Here is a 20,405-nt window from a genome sequence, read left to right on the forward strand (position 1 = left end):
TCGGCTCAACCGGCCTTGTGCAGTGCGGACTCGATGCGGTCGGACAGGGTGGTCAGGCGCCGGCTGTAGAGCGCCTGTGTCCTGAGGAAGGAGGCCATCGGGTTGCCTCCGCCACCGCCGATGCCGAGTTCCTTCTGCTCCTGCGGAAGCTCGATGACGTCCTTGGCTTCCTCGGCGGCGACGACGTTCATCAGCTGTCCGCCGGATTCCAGGGCCTCCAGCTGACTGCGCAGCAGGTTGCGGTACAGCGCGATGCCCTGGTCGGAGGAGCTCAGATGCTCGTCGTCACGCGTGGTCAGTGGGCCCTGTGTCACCCACACCATGGCGTCCTGCGAGTCGATGGTGTCCATCAGGAAGGAGCCGTCCGGTCCCTGCAGGGTGACCTCGTAGGTGTCAGGCAGGTGGCGGATGTCGTCGACGAAGCCGGAGTACTCCTCCGGCACGTCGTACCAGCAGTACCAGAAGTGCAGCGTGTGCGTGTCGTCCATGGGCACCCGGATCTGGAAGGAGCTCAGGCCGTAGCCGCCGACCTTGAGGACATTGGGGAAGACCACGGGGTGGCCGATCCTCCAGTCCTCGTCCTCCTCGGTCTGTCCCTCGCGCAGGCGTCTTTTGATGATGCCGTAGTCGACGAGATCGAAACCGATCTTGATGTGGTGCCCGGCCAGGACGGTGGGTTCCTTGCCCTCGCGTTCCAGGTGGTAGTTGAACAGCCGGCCGTGCAGCCACTCGACGTGCGTCGGGTCGAAGGAGTTCTCCATGATCTGGAGCCAGTTGCACGGGATGACCGCGTAGCCGATGTCCCGGAAGCGGGTCGGCCCTTCCCCCAGGGTGAACAGGTCCAGCCGGGGAAGAGCCGGTGCCGGCCCCTTGCCGAGGTAGGCGAAGACCAGGCCGCCCAGAGGCTGGACGGGGTAACTGGTGATCTTCGCCCGGGACTTCAGCTGGGGGGAGTCGGGTGTCTGGTTGGGCTGTTCGAGACATTCGCCCTGCGGCGAGAACAGCCAGCCGTGATAGGGGCAGCGCAGTCCGTCACCGTCCGGGAAGCCGTAGCCGAGAGAGGCACCGCGGTGCGGACACCTCTCCCTCACCAGGCCCAGCTCGCCGGAATCCGAGCGGTACAGCACGAGGTCCTCGCCGAGAACACGCACCCGCTTGACGGGATTGTCGGCCAGTTCTGATTCGGTCGCGACGGGAAGCCAGTGCCGGCGATAGAGCTCGCCCGCGGGGGTTCCGGCGCCGACGCGGCTGAAACGTTCGTTTACGTCAGAGCGCAGCATTGCGTCCTCGTATCTCTTGACGCCCCTGCGGCCTCATCGCCGCCGGGGCCAGCGGCTCACTCACTACGCGGATCGCTATTAGGGTAATCATAGGAGCAATGCGGGAGGTGTCAACCCTCATGCTCGGTGCGGCAGTACTGACCGGCTCAGGTGCCGGGTTCGGTGGTGGCGCGCTCGATGTCGTAGAGCTCCTCGAAGCCGGCGAGGTGCTGCAGAGACTCGTAGACCTCGAACGCCTCGGCCACCGAGCGCCCGCTGGGCCGTCCGGTGCGCTGGCGCTCGTACGCCTCCCGCAGGGCACTGAACGCGGCGGTGTGGCCGGTCACGGGGTCGATGACCAGCGCGTAGCCGAGCTGTGCCCACTCCTCGGGGGTGTGCAGGTCGAACGAGGTCAAGGTGGCGACCGGACCCGGCAGGCGGCGCGGCGCCTCGGCGAGCTGCTCGGGATTCTGCGTCAGCAGCATGACCGCGTCGGCGCCCGCCTCGAAGTAGGCCTCGCAGCGCTGCAGTGCGGCGTCGAAGCTCTCGTTCTGCACCGCGCCGGTGCGGGCGATCAGGAGCAGGTCCGGATCGCGCCGCGCTCCCACCGCGGCCTTGATCTTGCCCGTCATCACCTCCGTCGGCACGAGGTGCTCCACGTGCCGGTGGTGACTGACACGTTTGGGCGCGACCTGGTCCTCCAGTTCGATGGCATGTGCCCCGGCGTTCTCCAGCTCCCAGACCGTGCGCGCCACATGCACCGCGTCACCGAATCCCACTCCGCCGTCCACCACCAGCGGCAGAGCGGAGCGCCGGCGCACCGCGGCGGCGGCCTGCGCGAGTTCGGTGATCGTCAGGAGGGCCTCCGAAACCGCCAGCGCATAGCCAAGGCCGCCTCCGTCCAGGTAGCCGCCGTCGAAGCCCAGCTGCTCGCACAGGCGTGCCGTCAGGGCGTCCGGGCAGTAAGGAACCATCAGAGGCCCCTCGTTCTCCACACGGCGCCGGAAGTCGGCGCGCGCCAAGTCGTTCATATTTCGCCCAACCTTCGTACAGGGGCCCACGCAGCCCGTGCCGTCGTTTCAGGTGTGCGACGGAGCGGGATACGTGTGACCCGACCTCAGATGGCCCGCCAATCGGATGGGCCTATGCCCGTGGGTGGTTCCTACGGCCTGCCTTCGTCCCCGTCGCTGCCCCGGGCACGCCGAAATGGCGTCGATGGTCCGGAAAAGGGGAGCCGGCAGGGCACTGGTCACGGAGACGCCGAGGACATGCGGTGCGCCTCGTGGGGGCGTGTTTGCCGTCCGGCACCAGACCAGTCGGGACTGCCCTGGAGAGCTGATGTACAACTGCTCTGCCGCGCCGGCGCGGGACGTGAGGTCGTCAGCCACGCGACGAGGGTGTTGCAGGGGGACGCGGGGGCTCCTCCTTTCGCGCCTGAAGGGGGCACGCAGACACCCCAACCCGGAACGTCTACGACCGTAGACTCGTTTTTTGCGTTTGACTACACTGCGGGCCATGGAAAGTGAATCGCCTCAGCCACCATCCGGTCCTCCCGCGGCCAAGAGGCCGCGCAACGCGGCAGCGACCCGTGAGGCGATCCTCAGATCCGCGGTGGAAGCCTTCACCCGCGTCGGCTACGACGGGGCGGGCGTGCGGGACATCGCCAAGGAAGCGGGCGTAACCGCGATGCTGGTCAACCGCTACTTCGGGTCCAAGGAACAGCTCTTCGCCGAGACCGTGGACGCCTCCTTCGCCCCGCGCACCGTCGTGACGGACGATCCCGCGACGCTGAGCCGCGACATCGCCAAGTCGCTCGTGGACCGCACCGGCCCGGAAGCCGACCACCTGAGTCCCTTCCTGCTGATGCTGCGCTCGGCGCCCAACCCGCGTACCGCCGAGATCGCCCGTGCCGGCATCGAGCGGCATGTGGAACGGGAACTGACCGGCATGCTCACGGGCGAGCAGGCGAGAGAACGCTCCGCACTGGCCCTCGCAGTGATCGCCGGAGTGTGGCTGATGCGAAAGGTCATCGGCGACACCGCACTGGTCGAGGCCGACGCCGACGACCTCACCCGCCGCCTGGAAGACGTCCTGCGGGTCCTGCTGGAAGACCCCGAGCCGAAATGAGGGCCTGAGCGGTCCGGCCGCGCACAGGATCAACGGCACCGCAGGTCAGACGTCGTACGCGTAGAAGCCGCGGCCGCTCTTGCGGCCCAGCTGCCGGGCCGCGACCATGCGCCGCAGCAGAGCGGGCGGCGCGTACAGCGGTTCCTTGAACTCCGCGTACATCGACTCCGCGACCGACTGCGCGGTGTCGAGGCCGATGAGATCGAGCAGCCGCAGCGGGCCCATCGGGTGGGCGCAGCCCAGCTCCATACCGCGGTCGATGTCGTCAGCGCTGGCCTGGCCCGACTCGAGCATGCGCACCGCCGACAGCAGGTAGGGCACCAGGAGTGCGTTGACCACGAAGCCCGACCGGTCGGTGGCGGTCACCGTCCGCTTGCCCAACTGCTCGGTGGCGAAGTCACGGGCACGGGCGAAGGTCTGCTCGCTGGTGGCGAGGGACGGGATGACCTCCACCAGGCGCTGCACCGGTACCGGATTGAAGAAGTGCAGGCCGATGACCCGGTCGGGGCACTGCGTGGCCATGGCCAGGTCGACGATGGGAATGGAGGACGTGTTGGTGGCGATGACCGCATCGTCGCCCTGCACGACCTTGCCGAGCATCGCCAGCACCTCGGCCTTGATCTCGCGCTTCTCGGCCACGGCCTCGATGACGAACTGACGGTCCTGCATGTCGGCGAGATCATGGGTGAACGAGATACGGCCGAGCGCGGCCGTCAGCTGCTCCTCGGTGAGCTTGCCGCGCCGCACGCCGCGCTCGAGCGAGCCGGTGATGCGCCGGCGACCGTCCTTCGCGGTCTGGGGCGTCGCTTCACCGACCAGGACGTCAAGTCCGCGCAGAGCGGCCACTTCCGCGATGCCGGACCCCATCAGGCCGCAGCCGACGATGCCGAGGCGGGACACGCTTTCCATGGCAATCCTTGTCTCGAGGGGATGTTCAGACGTTGCTGCGGTATTCACCGCCGACTTCGAAGAAGGCTTCGGTGACCTGTTGCAGTGAGCACACCCGGGCGGCGTCCATCAACGCGGCGAAGACGTTGCGGCCGCCCCTGCGCCTGCAACCGCTCCGGCTCAGCCGTCCCACCGCCGGAACAGGGCGGCCAGCGCCTGCCCGCCACCGATGCACATGGTGACGACGCCGAATTCGAGATCACGGCGCACGAGGTCCTTCACGACACGCAGCGTCAGGATGGCACCCGTGGCACCGACCGGATGCCCCAGGGCGATGGCTCCGCCATACGGGTTGGTGCGCTGCGGATCGAGCCCCGCGTCCCGGATCACCGTAACCGCCTGTGAGGCGAAAGCCTCATTCAGCTCGACGATCCCGACGCCCCGGGGACTGAGACCGGTCTTCCGGAACAGCTTGCTCAACGCCAGAACCGGGGCGTATCCCATCAACTCCGGCTCCAGCGAGGCAGTTGCCACCGCCTCCAGGGACGCCAGACCCGACAGGCCCTTCTGCCGTGCCACAGAGGCACGCGCCAGTACGACGGCCGCGCCGCCGTCGTTGATCCCGGAAGAGTTCCCGGCCGTCACTGTTCCCTCGGCTTCGAAGGCCGGTCGCAGGCGAGCGAGAGCCTCCAGCGTGGTCTGGGGCCGAGGGTGTTCATCCGTGTCCACCACACCGGGACCTCGGCGGCCGGGCACCTCGACCGGCACGATCTCTTCCCGGAACACGGCGAGGGAAGCCTCTGCTGCGGCTCGCCGCTGGCTCTCCAGCGCGAACTCGTCCTGCTCCGCACGGCTCACGCCGTACTTGCGGGCGACCATCTCGGCGGTGCGGCCCATGTGCACACCGTGGAACGGGTCGGTGAGGATGCCCACCGTTCCGTCGAGCAGGGTGCGATCGCCCAACTGATAGCCGGCTCGTGCGCCGAAGTCGAGGAACGGCATCCGGGACATGCTCTCGTCGCCACCGGCCACGGCGACATCCGCGCTTCCCCAGCGCATCTGCATGGCCGCCGACCAGACCGCCTGCAATCCGCTGCCGCACAGCCGGTTGACCGTGTAGGCGGGAGTGCTCACCGGCAGTCCGGCCGCCAGTGCCACCCGGCGAGCGTTGTAGGCGTCCGGCCCCACCTGACCGATGCAGCCCATGACGACCTCGTCGACGTCCTTCCCGTCGACGCCGGCCCGCCGCAGCGCCTCGCCCACCGCCTGCGCACCCAGTTGATGCGCCGGGACCTCCTTCAGCGAGCCGCCGAAACCGCCCACCGGCGTCCGTGCTCCGTCAATGACGACGATCGGTTCAACAGTCACGTTCAAGACCTCCTGGAACGCGGCCGCGGATCCCCTTGGAGTACACGGCGGCTGCTACCGGGAAACGCCGGGTCTCCCTAGATTGCTCCTATGATTACCCTGAATGCGAATCACTGTCCAGGGCCGGGCGCGGCCCACCGGCAGTGGCCCCGGGTTCCCCTCACGCCCGCACCCGGCTGTCCGGCCGGGCGCCGAGCCCCACGTGACGACGACCGCGTACGCGGCCGCTTGTCCATGGCGCGAGCGGCGTCGTCGCCGGAGGGCCGCAGAACGCCGCTCTTCTCGGCCGCCTCCCGGACCGCCCGTGCCGGGTCGGCGGGGCAGGCGTTCACGAGAACCCGACAGCAGATGTTCATCGATTTCGACAGCACAGAGCGGTCCGGAAGTTTCGAACGGTCCGTCGCCTGATGACGTCGGACAGCCCTCGGGCCTAAGGTGTGCCGGTGATCTTCAAGAGGAAGCAGAAGGCCTCGGACCTCGGCGCCGCCGTGTCCCAGCTGGAGCAGGCCGTTGACGCTCGTGACGGTACCCGCACCGAGCGTGCCTTCGCCGCCGCGATCAAGGGTGTGCAACAGGCGACGGACGCCGAACGCGTCCTGGCGGGGCCCCGGTTGGCCGCACTGCTCCCCGTCTTTCCGCCCACCGGCCCGCGCCCCCTACTGGCGTCGGCGGCCGGCTTCTGCGTCGAGCGTGGGGCCGATCCGACGGCCTGCGCGGAACCGATCCTCGGCGGCGTACACCGAGACCTGCTCGACGCGTTGGAGTTCGCCCGCCGCTGGACAGCCGCCGGCGGGGCCGAGGACGAACTGCCTGAGCCCGACGAGAAGATCATCGACGATGCGCTACTGGCCCGCCTGGGCGGCGACGCGTACGAGGCCACGCGGTTGGCGCTGGCCTGGTGCTCGGTCGATGAATGGCAGCCGCCCGCGTTGGCCGTGCTGTGCCGCAGCGCAGAGGTGCGCCGTCGGCATGCGGCCACGCTCCTCCCCGCCTGCCGCGACCTGGCAGACCTGGAGCGGCACGACCTCAAGTGCCTGGCCTACGCACTGGCGGTCCTGGACGACGAGCCCCTGGTCGTGCTGCACCGGCCCACCGGGACCGGGTTCGAGGTGCGCATCGGCGGCATCGGGGACAACTTCCAGTTGCACACGCTGCTCGCTCACGTCCTCGTCGGCGGCGGGCACGTGCCCGGCACCGCGCCTTCGGCTGAGAGCGTCCGCCTGGCCACGGGCCCCGAGCCCGCCCGAGGACGCACCGAGGCCGTCGCGACCGGGGCCTTCGAACTCCTCGCCCCGGACGGCGAGCGGATCTGGAACGAAGGGCTGCCCGACGACATCCCGGTGGTGGAGGGATGCCGCCTGCTTGTGCTGGACGAGCCGATGTATCGACGCAGTTGGAACGCCGACCGGTTCTTCCCACTGCTCCCGGGTACGGCCGAGCTGACCCGCGTCCTGTCCACCGACGAGGCGCGGACCTGGTTCGCCCGCACATCGTCCGGCAACGGGACCTACCGGGCTTCCTGACTCGCGCGAACAGGGTGCTGACCACTCACACGTCCCGGAGCGTGACCGCCACGAATCGACGCGTCGACCATCCGGCCGCGCACCGTCGGACCTGCCGGGCCACTTGAGCAGGGTCTGCGAGTGGCCCGGCGACGAGCGTCCGCGTCACAGGATGTGAGGGGCCTTGCTGCCGGTGGCGAGCACGGTCCGCGGCAGCAGGTCGACGAGTTCGTCGTACGACCACGGGCCGTTCTGCTCGTCGCGGAATATCGTCCGCGTCTCGACGGGATGGCTGTAGATGCCGATCTTGCCCCCACCGGCCCGGAAGACACAGCCCGTCACATCGGCTGCGGCGTCCGAGGCCAGGTAGACGACGATCGGCGCGACCATGCCCGCGTCGGCCCGCGCCTCCTTGGCCTTCAGCCGGCGCTCGCTCATGGCACCGGAGGCCACGAGCGCGGCGTCGCGCTGCTTGGCGTCCTCGGTCATCCTGGTCAGGGCGAACGGCGCGATGGCGTTGACCGTGATGCCGTCGGTGTTGAGTTCCCAGGCCAGCTCGTAGGTCAGGCTCACGACACCGCCCTTGGACGCGGCGTACTCGGGGTTGCCGATCGGCGCCGCCCACTGGTTCGAGCACGTGTTGACGATGCGTCCGCCGCCGTACTGCCGCAGCACCGGAATCGCGCTACGGCACATGGCGAAGGTTCCCTTGAGGTTGACGTCGATGGTCAGCTCGAAGTCCTCCTCCGTCACATCTTCGATCTTGTGCTGTCGGACGATCCCCGCGTTGTTCACCAGGATGTCGAGTCGGCCGAACTGCTCGACCGCGGTGTCGACCACACGGGTCGCGCCCTCCCAGTCCGCCACGGACTCGTAGCTGGCCACCGCGTGGCCACCCTGGGCGCGGATGAACTCCACCACCTCGTCGGCCGGTCCCTCGGCGGCCCCGTGGCCGTCAGCCCTCACGCCGACATCATTGACGACGACCTTCGCCCCGGCAGTCGCCAGCGCGATCGCCTCACCCCGGCCGATGCCACGTCCGGCACCGGTCACGATGGCCACACGGCCGTCCAGCGGCCCTCGTTCGGCCATGACTTCCTCCTTGCACGCAATGGTTGTTCGCGCGCTCTTCGAAGGCTTCAGCGCGCAGCGCCTACGGTGCATCGGCGCTGCGAGCGCCGATGAGCATGAGCTGGTTTCGCGAGTCGGGGGACGATCCGACGCAGTGCACCGACAACGAGCGGGAACAGAACCTCGCCGGGCAGACGGGTTCGGAAACCCTGTGCCACAGCGGCCAATGTCCGGGTCTGCACTCCGCGGAAACTCATATGTCGTCAGCGGGCTGATTCGGCACCGAGGCGCGGTGTGGTCACCAAGTCCGGCCACGGTGTGATTGAGCAAACCCGACGGTCGATCGTCTCACCGACGAAAACCCATTATAAACACACTCCTGCATACGTATGACCCGTTTGTCTGTCGTCGCGGACTTGGCGTGCTCGGCTGCCGGACACCCAACGCCGGCTTCTTCGGTGCCGCGCGGTCGCTGACCGTCGAGGGGGTCCTCGATGAGACAAGTCACTTTCCACGCGGCCAATGTAGTCAAGCCGACGATACAAGTCTACAGTTGCATACATACTGGATCCGGAGCCCGAACACTTGAAAGTCCGGCCCGACCGGCGGGCCGCCGAACTGGGGACTCGTCGCGGTGAGCATCCACCTGCACCTTCGCGCCGTCGCGGAATCCGAGATCCGGGACGACCACACCTGGCTTGCGGCGTTCATGTCCGAGGCTTGGGACAACCACCCCGACGAGTACGCGGCCGGTATCGCCGACTCGATCGATAAGGTCTTCAACTCCGTCAATGACCTCTACGCCGCAGCCGATGTCTTCGATGCAGACGCCGACAAGCCCTGGACGCTGCCGATTTACGGCGGTCGCCCCGTGGCACACAGAGCTGATGCCGACCCCTCCGACCCGCCCCTGATGGTTCTGGAGCCGCCTGGGGTGTCACAGGCCGCAGAGTTCCTCGCGACTGTCTCTTTCGACGAGCTGTGGAACGTTGCCGGTGCCAAGCTCGGCGGCCGCGTCCGGGAGGAGGCGCAGGCCAGGCAGGAGTTCCTCGACCATCACAGGGACCTCCAAGGGTTCTACGGGCGGGCGGCTTCAGCAGGCCACGCCGTGGTCAAAGCGGTGTGGGCTTGAGAGACACAACCGCAGACGTCCTTCGGGGTCAGCGGTGCGTTCCGGTGCCTCCTGCTGTCGGCGCACCTGGACTCGGCGGACGCGTTCACCGGGAGCCCTGGTATCCAGCGTGAACGGCTATGCGTGGCGTCAACGTGCGAACTTCTCGATGGCCGCCGGGGTGACGGGTGTGAAGAAGTTGACGAGATTGCCGTCGGGGTCGCGGAACAGCAGCGACCGATTGCCCCAGGGCATCGTGGTGGGCTCATTGACGAAGTCGGTGACGAAGCCGGTCAGGTTCTGGTGCACGCGGTCCACGTCGTCGGCGAGGAATTCGGTGATCACGCTGTGGTTGTCCGCCGGGCGGGCAGAGCCAGGGGCGAACAGCGGGACGGTGCGGGTGCCGGCGATCGCGAGGGTGGCGTTGGGGGTCTTGAGTTCGGCGAAGTCCTCGGTGGCCCAGATCGCTTGCACCCCTGTGGCTCGCTCGTAGAACTTGACGAGGCGCGCGACGTCGCTGGTGATGATGCGGATCGAGACAAAATCCATGGGGATCTCCTTGGCTGCTGGAATCGCTGCACTCCGCAGACTAGGAGAAATAGTGGACAGAATCGGTCCTGTATTCACGTAGGCTGTGGACATGCCTCGACCCACCGGCCGCGTGCTGACACTCCTGGAGCTGCTGCAGTCGGGCGGCACCCGGACGGTGGCGGAACTCGCCGATCGGCTCGGCGTCGAAGGGCGCACCGTGCGGCGGTACGTGGACCAGCTGATCGACCTCGACGTGCCCGTGGAATCGGTGCGCGGCCGCTACGGCGGGTACCGGCTCGCTTCCGGGTACCGCTTGCCTCCGCTCATGCTCAGCGACGACGAGGCGCTGGCCGTGCTGCTCGGCCTGATCGCCGGCCGCCGAGCAGGGTTGACGACGGAGCACACGGCAAGCGAGACGGCATCGGCCAAGATCCGGCGAGTGCTGCCCAAGCACACCACCCAACGGCTCGACACACTCCTGGAATCTCTTGCCTTCACGGACCAGCCGGGTGAACTCGACACCCCGGACACCGGGGTCCTGCTCACCATCACCGATGCGGTGCGCCACCGCCGACCGGTCTCGATCCGCTACACCGACAGCGACGGCCGTCGCAGCGATCGCACACTGCACGCGTACGGGATCGTCGCCCATTCGGGCCGGTGGTACGTCACGGGCAAGGACGCCCGAATCGGCGAGGACCGAACCTTCCGGCTCGATCGCATCGCAGATGCGCGGACCCTGCCCGGCTCATTCGAAGCGCCCGTCGGTCCCGGTCCGGCACAACGCGTGTTGTCAGGATTCGCCACGGCTGAGTACCAGCATGAGGTGACCTTGCGGATCCACGGGACAGTTGAGCAGATCCGCGCCCATCTTCCCGCCAGCATCGCGAGGCTGGAGGAGCACGAGCCCGCGGCAGGCCAGGACCGAGCGGCCGAGCGCTGGCTGCGCGCCGAGCTACGGGTGGAGCGGCTCGACTGGTTGCCTCCGGCACTCGCCTCACTCGACCGGCCGTTCGTCATCGAGCGCCCCGATGAACTGCGCGATCTCGTCATCGCGCTCGCCGATCGCCTCGCGTCCTTCGCCCGCCGAGCCTGACAGCGAGGAACCAATGTCATGAGATGGCACATCTACACCTCCGATACACGGCCTCGTGCGGCCGGTATGACGTGAGCGAGCTTGGCCGGGGTTCTGTCGTGTGCCATCGCACACATGCTTGCCGAGCGCACCGTGCCCGGTGCCGGGAGCGTCATCGAGGCGCTGTGCCGGTACCCAGCGCGGTGAAGACGGGGAACTCTGTGGCGGGAAGGGATGGCATGGTGCTCCGGTGCGGGTGCCGTGCCGTTGTCGTTCGGCACCCGCACCGGCCACGGCCGCCTGCCCGCGGTGGGTTCAGAAGGCGGAGCGGATGAGTCCGCCGTCCACGCGGATGGTGGCTCCGCTGACGTACTGGGCGTAGTCGCTGCACAGGTAGGCGACTGCGGCCGCGATCTCGTCAGGCTCGCCGAAACGCTCCTGGTCGTTGGGGATGAGGGCGTTGACGGAGTTGGGCTGGATCTCTTCCCAGGTGTCGCCCCAGCCGCGGGCGGGGCCGATCTCCGTGACGAGTTCCTTCGTCGCCTCGACGAGGATCGCGCCGGGCGACACCACGTTCGAGGTGACACCGGTGCCCTTGAGCTCGCGGGCGAGCGACACGGCGAGGTTGTGCCGGGCCGCCAGGGTGGCGTTGTACTGCGGGTGGGTGTTCATCGGCTGGGAGGCGAGACCGCCGCCGATCGTGATGACCCGGCCCCAGCCGCGCTCCCGCATCGCCGGCACCAGGTGCTGGATCATCCGCACGCCCGAGACGACGTTGACGTTGTAGGTGTCACGCCACTCGTCCGGGGCGGCCTCCGCCCAGGACAGGTGCCGGTAGAAACCGGCGTTGTTGACGAGGATGTCGACGGGGCCGTCCGCAGTGGCCGCCCGGGCGACTTCGGCGGCGACCGCGTCGTCGGCCAGGTCGCCCAGCACCGTGGTGGCGCTTCCCCCGGCCTCGCGGATCTCCCGCGCGACCTTCTCCGTGCGGTCCTTGTCCCGGCCGTGGACCACGACCGCGGCGCCCTCGGCCGCCAGCAGCTTCGCGGTGGCCTCACCGAGCCCGGAGCTCGAACCGGTGACGAGCGCGCGCTTTCCGTTCAGATTCAGGTCCATGTTCTTCCTCTCTCGGACTCCCCCCACGCCGACACGGCACGGGGAGGTGTGTCGCTACAGCCAAGTATACACTTGTAGACTTTTTGCTCGACGACACATCCCGGCTCTCATGGCATGGCTGCGCGGCCGCACGGTGAGACACATGCGGCCCGGTCGGTGACGTTGCCGACCGGGCCGCAGGACGCTGTCTGTCGCGTCAGTTCACATGGCGGATGGTTCCGCCGTCCACGCGCAGCGTCGCACCGCTGATGTAGTCGGCATGGGGGCTCGCCAGGTAGACCACCGCGGCGGCGATCTCCTCGGGACGCCCCAACCGGTTGGCATCGTTGGGCACCCAGCTTTCCGCGGCCGCGCGCTCGATCTCCTCCCACGTGTCGCCCCAGCCGTGGGCGGGAGCAATCTGCCACAGCAGGTCCCGGACCGCGTCGGTGAGGATCGCACCGGGCGCCACCGTGTTGGAGGTGATGCCGCTCCCCTTCAGCTCGCGCGCCAGAGAAACGGCGAGGTTGTGGCGGGCGGCGAGGGAGGCGTTGTAATGGGGCTGCGCCGACATGGGCTGGGCGGCCAGGCCGCCACCGATCTGGATGACCCGGCCCCACCCGCTCTCCCGCATGCGCGGAACGAGACTCTGGATCATCCGCACACCCGACAGCACATTGGTCTGATACGTCTCCGCCCAGATCTCAGGCGTGGCGTCCATCCAGCCGACCTGGTCGTACGCCCCGGCATTGTTGACCAGGATGTCGATCGTGCCCGCGGACAGTGCCTTGTCGGCGACGGCCTGCGCACCCTCTGCCGTGCTCAGGTCTCCGACCGTCACCTCCACCCGGCCGCCCTCGGCGAGGATGCGGTCGGCGGTGCCCTTGGTGCGCGCCTCGTCCCGGCCGTGCACGACGACGGTCACTCCCTCGCGTGCGAGCGCCTCGGCAATCGCTTGACCGAGCCCGGAGCTCGAACCGGTCACCAGGGCCCGCTTTCCGGTCAATTGCATATCCATGGGCATGTCCTTCCTGTATCAGGCACGTGCTTCGAAGTGTGCACCCTGCGGGACATCGCTTGCAGGGTGTGCGCCCGCAGTCATGCCGCTGTCAACATGTGTGCGTTTGGGCGGGCGGTCGGCCGGTGCCGCTCCCGTTTGCCTCCCCAGGGGAGGAAACAGTGCCGAACAGCCCCGCGGAGATGACGGGGCGGCGATTACGGCTGTCGGGAAACGACCTTCACCTTGGGTGTTTCGGACGGCGACCACGGCCAGAGAGGCGAACATGGGCACCAAGCCCGTCCTCCCGAACCGGAGGTATGCCTCCACCTTAGAGGGGGTGACCTTGCGCATCAAGTCGAGGCCGTGACGCTCGAGATGAGCGGTCCGAGGTGGGCCGAGCAGCGCGGCACTCTTGCAGTGATGCGGTTTCTTACTAACGATTCGACGCCCGGGACCGCAAAGAGGGAGGCTCCGTTTGCAGACCCGCCACCTGTGATCACGCAGGCATGGATGTCACGGCGAACACCGTGCACGGGAGCGCCTCAGAACATCTTCGGGCCATAGAGGTGACACCGCGGCGAGGTGCGAGCGGTAGGGCCGGCGATGGAGGCGGCGTTGGGACTGGTCACGTCATCACCGGGCGCAGATGCGACCAGGGCGGCCGGTTCCGGCTCCGGCTCCTGCTCCGACGCGGATGATCCCCTCATCGCGTCGGCGGCGCCGCGGAAGCCTTCAGGACGCCTTCAGATTGCGGGCTCCCGACGGGGTGATGGCGAACAGGACAGCACCCAGGCCGAGGAGGGCGAAGATGATCGTGTGCAGGCCGCTGTCCGTGGCCCGGGCGCCGAAAGAGAGGCTGATCAGGCTCGACGACAGCACAGCGCCCAGATAGGTGAAGGTGCGCATGAGTCCGGCGGCGACGCCCACGGCCTCGGCGGGTGCCTGCTGGTACAGGGCGGCCTGGTTTCCGATCACGCCCAGGCCCGAGACGACGCCGAACACCATGGTGATCAGTACCAGGACCCAGATCGGAGTGGCCGAGGTGAACAGCAGCAGACCGGCCGGTCCGATCACGGCCGCGGCGGCTGTGCAGTACAGGGCGGAGCGCACCAGGTTGCGCCGGGCGAAGGGGATGGAAATGAGCGCGGCGAACACGGACATCGGCAGTATCAGCAGGCCCACGCCGACGGCGGACAGACCCCGCGTCTCCTGCAGCCACTGAGTGAGGCCGTAGAGGATGCAGTAGTTGAGCAGGAAGGTGAGGCAGACCCGCAGATAGGTGGCGCTCAACGGCTTGTTCCTGGACAGCATTCGGACGTCGACGAACGGATCGTCCGCCCGGCGCTCCCACAGCACCAGGGCGACGAGCAGGAGCGCGCAGAGCCCCCACCGTGGGTGGTGCAGGTCGTTGAGAAAGAACAACAGGGAGGCGATCGTGCCCGAGAAGAGCACCATTCCGGGGATGTCCAGCCGGGCCGGTGGTGCGCTCTCGCCCGTCCGCTCGGCACGGGGAAGGTCGCGCGGCACCCAGGCGAGCGTCATCAGCACCCCGATCAGGACCAAGGGCACGTTGATGAAGAAGGTGATCCTCCATCCGGCGGCCGCTGCCAGCAGACCACCCAGTGGCAGACCGAGGGCCGAGGTGACCTGCGCCGCGATGGCCAGCGCGCCGAGTGTGCCACCGGTTCGCGCCGGTTCATGGTCGGCGGCCCATCGGCGCACGATCACCATCGCCGTCGGGTAGCCGGCCGAGGTGCCCACGCCGAGGATGACGCGGGCCGCCACCAAGGTCGGCAGATTCATCGCGACGGTGCCCAACGCGCCGCCGATCCCGACCAGGGTCAGGCCGGCCACGAAGACGCGGCGCGGGCCGAGGCGTTCGGCGAGCCGCCCCATGGTGGGCTGGCCGATCGCGCTGGCCAGGTAGAGGGCGGACACCAGCCAGATGGTGGATGCCGCTCCGGCATGGAAAGTGTGTCCGATGGCGATCAGCGTCGTGGCGATGATCGAGCTGTTGATCGGGTTCAGGGACGACCCGAGCATGAGGGGGAGGGTGAACCGCCAACCCGGGCTCGCGGCCTCACGGCCTTCACTCGGCCGCCCTCCCGTCTTGCCGGCCGCGTGACGGGCCGACGTCGCATTACGTATCTCCATGACATCAATACTACAGGCAACCTGAACAGGTAGCCTTAACATGTTTTCAAGGGTAAGGCCGCCTGAGGACGGTTGCTCCCGTGCGCCGGAGGCGCCCATGCCCACCTCTGGGATGGCGGACCGTTCGTCCGAGCCACCCGTCTGTTCGACGTGGAGAAGGTCACTGGGCCACGCAGGTAAGTGCGGAAGATCTCATTCCAGGGCTTGTCGGCCGATCTGGACCGAGATACCCAGCGTCAGATCCAGGCGGCCTTGCGCCCGGCATCCTGCTGGTATCCGAGGCAGGCATGGCGGACGCGGCCAACCGCAGGATCGCCGGGTTCTCCCTGGGGATGAAACAACGGCTCTGCATCGCCGCCGCCCTGCTGGGCGACCCGCCCGTACTGCTCTTCGACGAGCCGCTCGATGGCCTCGCCCCCGAGGGCGTGCGCTGGGTGCGCGGCCTCTTCGACCGGTCGACGCCGGCCCGCAGCCTCCGTCGCCCCCTGGCGGACGGCTGACGGGGTGTCGGGCGCATGCGCGGGAAACATGTGCAATCCGCGTGACATGCCCGTGAACGTCCGAGTGCGTCCGGATCGATCAGGAATCGAGAAGCGCGGTTGACGGAGCCGCCTCTAATCTGCCCGTCATGGACATCACCATTCACACGAGTTCTCTCCCGCACGACGACCCGGATGCGTCGCTCGCCTTCTACCGCGACGTCCTCGGCTTCGAGGTCCGCAGCGACGTCGGGCAGGGCAGGATGCGCTGGATCACGGTCGGCCCGGCCGGCCAGCCCGACACGTCGATCCTTCTGGCGCCGCCGGCTGCCGACCCGGGAGTCACCGAAGACGAGCGCCGCACCATCACCGAGATGATGGCCAAGGGCACCTACGGCTGGATCCTGCTGGCCACCCCGGACCTTGATGCCACGTTCGAGAAGGTGCAGGCCGGTGATACCGAGGTCGTACAGGAGCCGATCGAGCAGCCGTACGGCATCCGTGACTGTGCCTTCCGCGACCCTGCGGGCAACCTGGTCCGCATTCAGGAGCTTCGCTGAGCCGTACGGGTATCGATGCGGCCGTGCGGGCCGACATCCGACCTGCAAGGAACGCGGCGGTGCACCAGCGCGGAGGTTCTCGCCCTGCCGGCTGCCCACCAGGGCCGCCTCCGGATCCTCGTTGAACCGGCCACGGGTCCGGACTCCATCCCGTTGCTGTCCAGCAGTTGCTCGACCTGCTGATCGACTCCGGCGGGGCCGGTCATCACCACCGAGCGAGCGCCCTGGGGTGCCTGCCTCGGCAGGCACCCCAGGGCGCTCGTAGACGTCGTTGGAAAATGAAAAAGGGGAGTGTTCTCATGTGTCAGCCCGAGTGGCGGCGTGCACGCGTCCAGGCGCAGCGCCTGGCTGATCTCGCGCGGCTGCGCCGCGTCCGCGACCGGATCGACAGGGAATACGCGCAGCCGCTGAACGTGGAGGCGCTCGCCCGCGACGTGAACATGTCCGCCGGGCACCTCAGCCGGCAGTTCCGGGCCGCCTACGGTGAGTCGCCGTACTCGTACCTGATGACGCGTCGCATCGAGCGGGCGACGGCGCTGCTGCGGCGTGGCGACCTCAGCGTCACCGAGGTCTGCTTCGCGGTCGGCTGCGCGTCGCTGGGCACGTTCACCACCCGCTTCACCGAGCTGGTCGGCATGCCGCCGGGGGCCTTCCGACGCCAGGCGGCGGAGGCGGCCGACCAGGCTGATGCTGCGGGTACGACTGGCGGTGCGGGCCTTTCGGTCACGGTGGAGGGGATGCCGGCGTGTGTGGCGAAGCAAGTGACAAGACCGGTCAGGAATCGAGAAGTCCCGGCCGCCGCGCAGCCCCTAGCGTGATGGCCATGGCAACCACCACTTCCGCCGCAGCCACCATGTCCCTCGCGTCCGTCACCCTTGAGGTGGCCGACCCCGAGGCCGCCCACCGCTTCTACACCGCCTTTGGCGTGGACTCGCACATACGCCTGCGGGCGTCCGAATCGCACTCCACCGGCTTCCGCGGCTTCACCCTGGCGCTCACGGTGTCCGGGCCGGCCACCGTCGACAGCTTCGTCGGCGCCGCCATGGACGCCGGCGCCACGGTGCTGAAGCCCGCCGCGAAGTCGCTGTGGGGCTACGGCGGCGTTGTCCAGGCCCCGGACGGGACGATCTGGAAGGTCGCGACGTCGGCGAAGAAGGACACCGGCCCGGCCACCCGCGAGATCGACGAGGTCGTCCTCCTGCTCGGCGTCGAGGACGTGAAGGCCACCAAGCAGTTCTACGTCGGCCGGGGCCTGACCGTGGCCCGAAGCTTCGGAGGCAAGTACGCCGAGTTCGCCTCCGGCGAATCCAGCCCCGTCAAGCTGGCGTTGTACAAGCGCCGCGGCCTGGCCAAGGACCTCGGCATCCCCGCCGACGGCACCGGCTCGCACCGTATCGTCCTCGGCACCACCGCCGGCCCCTTCACCGACCCGGACGGATTCGCCTGGGAGGCCGCGGCGTAGCTCGCCCCCCGCCGTCCTGACTCCCGAACCTGCACTCCCGCACCGCCCCGTCTCCCCCTGCCCGAGAGGAAACCTGCCATGCCGTCCACGAAGTCGTCCGCCGAGAACTCCGGCACGACCGCCGAGCAGTACGACGGATTCACCGCCGAGGAGCGGGCCGCGATGAAGGAGCACGCGCAGGAGCAGAAGAAGGCGGCCGCGCGGCGCAGTTCGTCCCGGGCGGAGAAGGAGGCGGCAGCGGAGCAGGACGTGCTCGCCAAGATCGCCGAAATGCCGGAGGCGGACCGCATCCTCGCCGAGCGGATCCACGAGGTCATCAAGGCCGCCGCTCCGGACCTCGCGCCCAAGCTCTGGTACGGGATGCCCGCGTACGCCAGGGACGGCAAGGTCGTCTGCCACTTCCAGAGCGCGGAGAAGTTCAAGTCGAGGTATGCCACGCTCGGATTCAGCGACCAGGCGGCACTGGACGACGGCGCCATGTGGCCGACCGCCTACGCCCTGAAGGAGCTGACCGCGGCCGACGAACAGCGCATCAGCGCGCTCGTGAAGAAGGCGGTGAGCTGAGACCAGCCGGGGCAGAACCAGCATCGAATCCGATGGGTACATCTTGATCGCCCGCGTCCGCCAGGCGGCCGGCAGCTTCTCCGAGCAGTCCGCGAACAGCCCGTCCGGCAGGTCCAGTTCGCGTACGTCATCCAGCTTGGTGATCTCCGTCAACAGGGAGTCCGGCCGACCGCGGCGGGGGCGCGCTTGAGCACGGCCGGCAGGGCGGTGCCGTCCTCGTCGTCCTCCGCGACCAGTGCCGGCAGCCGGGCCGTGCCCCGCCTCCCCAGGCGCTCGATGGTCCGGGTGCAGAACGCCTTCTCCCACCGGCCCCGCGCGGCGACCAGGACCTTCTCGATCCGGGTCCGGCCCGGAGGCTCGATCTTCCTCGCCCTGCACTCGACCAGCAGGGCCTCGCGGTGCCGGTCCTCCACCGACTCAACCGGGCACACCTCCGCGGTCGGCCACACCGTCAGCTGCCCCTCGCCCGCGAAGGCCGACGGCCGGAGCCCCAGCGCCTCGCGGATCTGCTTCCGGTGCCGCTTCGCGCCCGCCAGGTCGTACTTCGCCAGCTCGGCCGCAGGCACCTTCACCAGCCCGGCGACGTACTCCACTGCTGGCTGCGGGAACTCCTCGATGAACTCCGGGAACGGGTGCGCGGCGCCGGGAAACGGCGGACCTGAACCTCTGGAACCTACTTGCGGGTCTCTGAGCCAGGACTCCGAGGCCGAGTACGGCTGCCGTTCGGCGGCCACCGTGGTGCCGGCTCGGCGATCACCCCAAGGGAGTGTCACCCTGTTGAACGGTGCTGATGCGTCGCTGGTGATCAGTCGGAGTGGGCCGTGGGGCTCTGGAGAAGGTCCGCGGTGGCGGCGTCCCAGTCGATTCCGGCGAGCTCGTGGCCGTCGGGAACGAGCTCATAGGTGTACTCCAGCCACTTGGCCAGCGGGGGCACGGGCAGTTCGAACAGAGCCGCCATGTTCCCGGAGGCCAGCTGAAGCCACGCGGTGGCCTGGTCCTCCAAGGACGACGGCCGGATCTGGACGTCACCGAGGCCACTCACCGAGTAGAGCCCCTGGTGGAGGAGGTCGCGGCCGATCCGCCACAGGACCCGCGGGCCGCCTTCGATGACGAACTCCATGGACACGACCAGGGGAGCCTCCGAGTCGAACCGGAATTCCGTCCTGATGGTCTGCCGTGCGGAGACGTCCAGCACGCGTTCGATGTCCAAGATCAGCTCAGGACGGTCGTGCGGCGCCGTTCGGCGGGCCTGTGCATCTGGTTGGGGCTCGTGTGCCTTCGACATCGGATGACGGCCGTGGGCACAGGCGAGGTGATCGAACGGCACGCCAAGACGTTCACGGTGCTGATGGACGCCCGCAACTCCGACGCAGACGTAGCCAAAGCCGCCGACTACAAGATGGGGCACTACCGAGACCTCTTGGACGTCATCGCCGACCGGCTCTTCGACCTCGGTGAAGTACGCGCCGAGGTGACCCGCGAACAGGCACGCGACATCATGTGGTTCTACTTCGGCACCTCCGCGTGGAGCACCGTGAGAGAACTGGGCTGGCCCTACCCCCAGGCGACAGCATGGCTCGAAGCCCAAGCAGCAGCAGCCCTCCTCACGCACCATCACGCGCGCCCGGCGGTCTGACCCTTCAGCCGCAGTCCGGTGCCTTGGCCTCGAACAGCGCCCGGCGGCGTCCCACAGAGTCGGCCCACGGGCCAATGGGACGCCGACAGGACCCCGGCACCGGCTGGGCAGCCTGCTACGGCAGCGCCTCAGCCTTGGCCCGGATCTCTTCGGAGTCGGGCTGGGTGTATGTGACGTGCGTTCCGGACGTCTTCTCCCGGACGATCGTCGGCCGGCAGGTCGCCGGCCGCATGCGGACTCCCGCTGGTCGCCCTGGAGATGGCGCTGTGGCGGAGGCGGATCAAGACGCCATGGGCGGCCGTCCGGACTTCGGTGACAAGGCGTCGCAGGCCTTGTCCGGGGCGCGCAAGCGGGAGATGTCGACGACGGGCAGCGCTGTGGGCTGGGCGATGTCCGATCTCGCGGCAACAGCGGACCGGCTGCTATCACGCAACGGGGATGCGGCGTCGCAGGCGGCGGACGACAGCATCACCACCGCGTTGCGCGTCGGCCGGCTCAGCAGACGACCGGCGTTCGCCTTCGC

At 68.6% G+C, this 20,405-nt stretch carries 20 protein-coding genes and 1 pseudogene; 10 read left to right on the forward strand and 11 right to left on the reverse strand.

From position 1 onward, the window contains the following. Window positions 1–5: 5 nt before the first annotated feature. The gene (locus tag IEZ19_RS29125) at window positions 6–1,280 is read right to left on the reverse strand and encodes an aromatic ring-hydroxylating oxygenase subunit alpha (protein WP_189314297.1); all 1,275 of its coding nucleotides are present in this window, start codon (window positions 1,278–1,280) and stop codon (window positions 6–8) included. 146 nt (window positions 1,281–1,426) lie between these two features. Further along, window positions 1,427–2,290, reverse strand: a complete 864-nt coding sequence (locus IEZ19_RS29130) for an isocitrate lyase/PEP mutase family protein (RefSeq protein ID WP_189314298.1) — start codon at window positions 2,288–2,290, stop codon at window positions 1,427–1,429. Between the two features lie 484 nt (window positions 2,291–2,774). Between IEZ19_RS29130 and IEZ19_RS29135 the strand changes: the two genes are divergently transcribed. Then, window positions 2,775–3,386, forward strand: coding sequence for a TetR/AcrR family transcriptional regulator (locus tag IEZ19_RS29135; protein ID WP_229840946.1), 612 nt, complete (start codon window positions 2,775–2,777; stop codon window positions 3,384–3,386). Between the two features lie 45 nt (window positions 3,387–3,431). Here the strand turns inward: IEZ19_RS29135 and IEZ19_RS29140 are convergent, their stop codons facing one another. Together IEZ19_RS29140 and IEZ19_RS29145 are read right to left on the reverse strand one after the other, a co-directional pair. Next, entirely contained in the window at window positions 3,432–4,295 is an 864-nt protein-coding gene (locus IEZ19_RS29140; RefSeq protein WP_189314299.1) for a 3-hydroxybutyryl-CoA dehydrogenase, read from the reverse strand. Window positions 4,296–4,454: 159 nt separating this feature from the next. Next, a complete protein-coding gene (locus tag IEZ19_RS29145) occupies window positions 4,455–5,642 on the reverse strand; it encodes a thiolase family protein (protein WP_229840948.1) in 1,188 nt (395 codons plus the stop codon). A 443-nt stretch (window positions 5,643–6,085) separates the two neighbouring features. Here IEZ19_RS29145 and IEZ19_RS29150 point away from each other — a divergent pair, with 443 nt between their 5' ends. Further along, window positions 6,086–7,165, forward strand: coding sequence for a hypothetical protein (locus IEZ19_RS29150; protein ID WP_308429017.1), 1,080 nt, complete (start codon window positions 6,086–6,088; stop codon window positions 7,163–7,165). 144 nt (window positions 7,166–7,309) lie between these two features. Here IEZ19_RS29150 and IEZ19_RS29155 read toward each other — a convergent pair whose 3' ends face one another. Continuing rightward, window positions 7,310–8,236 carry an SDR family NAD(P)-dependent oxidoreductase gene (locus IEZ19_RS29155; protein ID WP_189314302.1) on the reverse strand — a complete coding sequence of 309 codons (927 nt, stop codon included), beginning with the start codon at window positions 8,234–8,236 and terminating at the stop codon, window positions 7,310–7,312. A gap of 613 nt (window positions 8,237–8,849) precedes the next feature. Between IEZ19_RS29155 and IEZ19_RS29160 the strand changes: the two genes are divergently transcribed. Beyond that, entirely contained in the window at window positions 8,850–9,347 is a 498-nt protein-coding gene (locus tag IEZ19_RS29160) for a DUF1877 family protein (RefSeq protein ID WP_189314303.1), read from the forward strand. Window positions 9,348–9,476: 129 nt separating this feature from the next. Here IEZ19_RS29160 and IEZ19_RS29165 read toward each other — a convergent pair whose 3' ends face one another. Further along, complete coding sequence (locus tag IEZ19_RS29165) at window positions 9,477–9,875, reverse strand: VOC family protein (protein WP_189314304.1); 399 nt, start codon at window positions 9,873–9,875, stop codon at window positions 9,477–9,479. A 91-nt stretch (window positions 9,876–9,966) separates the two neighbouring features. Between IEZ19_RS29165 and IEZ19_RS29170 the strand changes: the two genes are divergently transcribed. Continuing rightward, window positions 9,967–10,953, forward strand: coding sequence for a helix-turn-helix transcriptional regulator (locus tag IEZ19_RS29170; protein ID WP_189314305.1), 987 nt, complete (start codon window positions 9,967–9,969; stop codon window positions 10,951–10,953). Window positions 10,954–11,247: 294 nt separating this feature from the next. On the opposite strand, the gene IEZ19_RS29175 is transcribed toward IEZ19_RS29170, so the two are convergent. The 3 genes from IEZ19_RS29175 to IEZ19_RS29185 form a co-directional block, all read right to left on the reverse strand. Next, window positions 11,248–12,048 (reverse strand): SDR family NAD(P)-dependent oxidoreductase, encoded by an 801-nt coding sequence (locus IEZ19_RS29175; protein ID WP_189314306.1) that lies wholly within the window; start codon window positions 12,046–12,048, stop codon window positions 11,248–11,250. A gap of 196 nt (window positions 12,049–12,244) precedes the next feature. Then, window positions 12,245–13,045: an SDR family NAD(P)-dependent oxidoreductase gene (locus tag IEZ19_RS29180; RefSeq protein WP_189314307.1), complete on the reverse strand. Its 801-nt coding sequence runs from the start codon at window positions 13,043–13,045 to the stop codon at window positions 12,245–12,247. A 714-nt stretch (window positions 13,046–13,759) separates the two neighbouring features. Beyond that, entirely contained in the window at window positions 13,760–15,181 is a 1,422-nt protein-coding gene (locus IEZ19_RS29185; protein WP_229840949.1) for an MFS transporter, read from the reverse strand. Between the two features lie 278 nt (window positions 15,182–15,459). Here IEZ19_RS29185 and IEZ19_RS29190 point away from each other — a divergent pair. The 5 genes and pseudogenes from IEZ19_RS29190 to IEZ19_RS29210 form a co-directional block, all read left to right on the forward strand. Continuing rightward, window positions 15,460–15,636 (forward strand): annotated as a pseudogene (locus IEZ19_RS29190) (ATP-binding cassette domain-containing protein); the annotation flags it as partial. Window positions 15,637–15,809: 173 nt separating this feature from the next. Beyond that, the gene (locus IEZ19_RS29195) at window positions 15,810–16,220 is read left to right on the forward strand and encodes a VOC family protein (protein WP_189314308.1); all 411 of its coding nucleotides are present in this window, start codon (window positions 15,810–15,812) and stop codon (window positions 16,218–16,220) included. Between the two features lie 299 nt (window positions 16,221–16,519). Beyond that, window positions 16,520–17,038 (forward strand): helix-turn-helix transcriptional regulator, encoded by a 519-nt coding sequence (locus IEZ19_RS29200; RefSeq protein WP_189314309.1) that lies wholly within the window; start codon window positions 16,520–16,522, stop codon window positions 17,036–17,038. Next, window positions 17,038–17,682, forward strand: coding sequence for a VOC family protein (locus tag IEZ19_RS29205; RefSeq protein WP_189314310.1), 645 nt, complete (start codon window positions 17,038–17,040; stop codon window positions 17,680–17,682). The genes IEZ19_RS29200 and IEZ19_RS29205 overlap by 1 nt, the downstream gene beginning before the upstream one ends. A gap of 78 nt (window positions 17,683–17,760) precedes the next feature. Then, the gene (locus IEZ19_RS29210) at window positions 17,761–18,246 is read left to right on the forward strand and encodes an iron chaperone (RefSeq protein WP_189314311.1); all 486 of its coding nucleotides are present in this window, start codon (window positions 17,761–17,763) and stop codon (window positions 18,244–18,246) included. Between the two features lie 149 nt (window positions 18,247–18,395). On the opposite strand, the gene IEZ19_RS29215 is transcribed toward IEZ19_RS29210, so the two are convergent. Beyond that, window positions 18,396–19,019 (reverse strand): DUF4158 domain-containing protein, encoded by a 624-nt coding sequence (locus IEZ19_RS29215; RefSeq protein ID WP_189314312.1) that lies wholly within the window; start codon window positions 19,017–19,019, stop codon window positions 18,396–18,398. Window positions 19,020–19,051: 32 nt separating this feature from the next. Beyond that, window positions 19,052–19,456: an SsgA family sporulation/cell division regulator gene (locus IEZ19_RS29220; RefSeq protein ID WP_373297064.1), complete on the reverse strand. Its 405-nt coding sequence runs from the start codon at window positions 19,454–19,456 to the stop codon at window positions 19,052–19,054. A gap of 87 nt (window positions 19,457–19,543) precedes the next feature. On the opposite strand from IEZ19_RS29220, the gene IEZ19_RS29225 reads away from it, so the two are divergent. Beyond that, window positions 19,544–19,882, forward strand: a complete 339-nt coding sequence (locus tag IEZ19_RS29225; protein WP_189314314.1) for a hypothetical protein — start codon at window positions 19,544–19,546, stop codon at window positions 19,880–19,882. Window positions 19,883–20,405 lie beyond the last annotated feature (523 nt).

The sequence above is a fragment of the Streptomyces brasiliensis genome (assembly GCF_014647875.1).
Lineage (GTDB): Bacteria > Actinomycetota > Actinomycetes > Streptomycetales > Streptomycetaceae > Streptomyces > Streptomyces brasiliensis.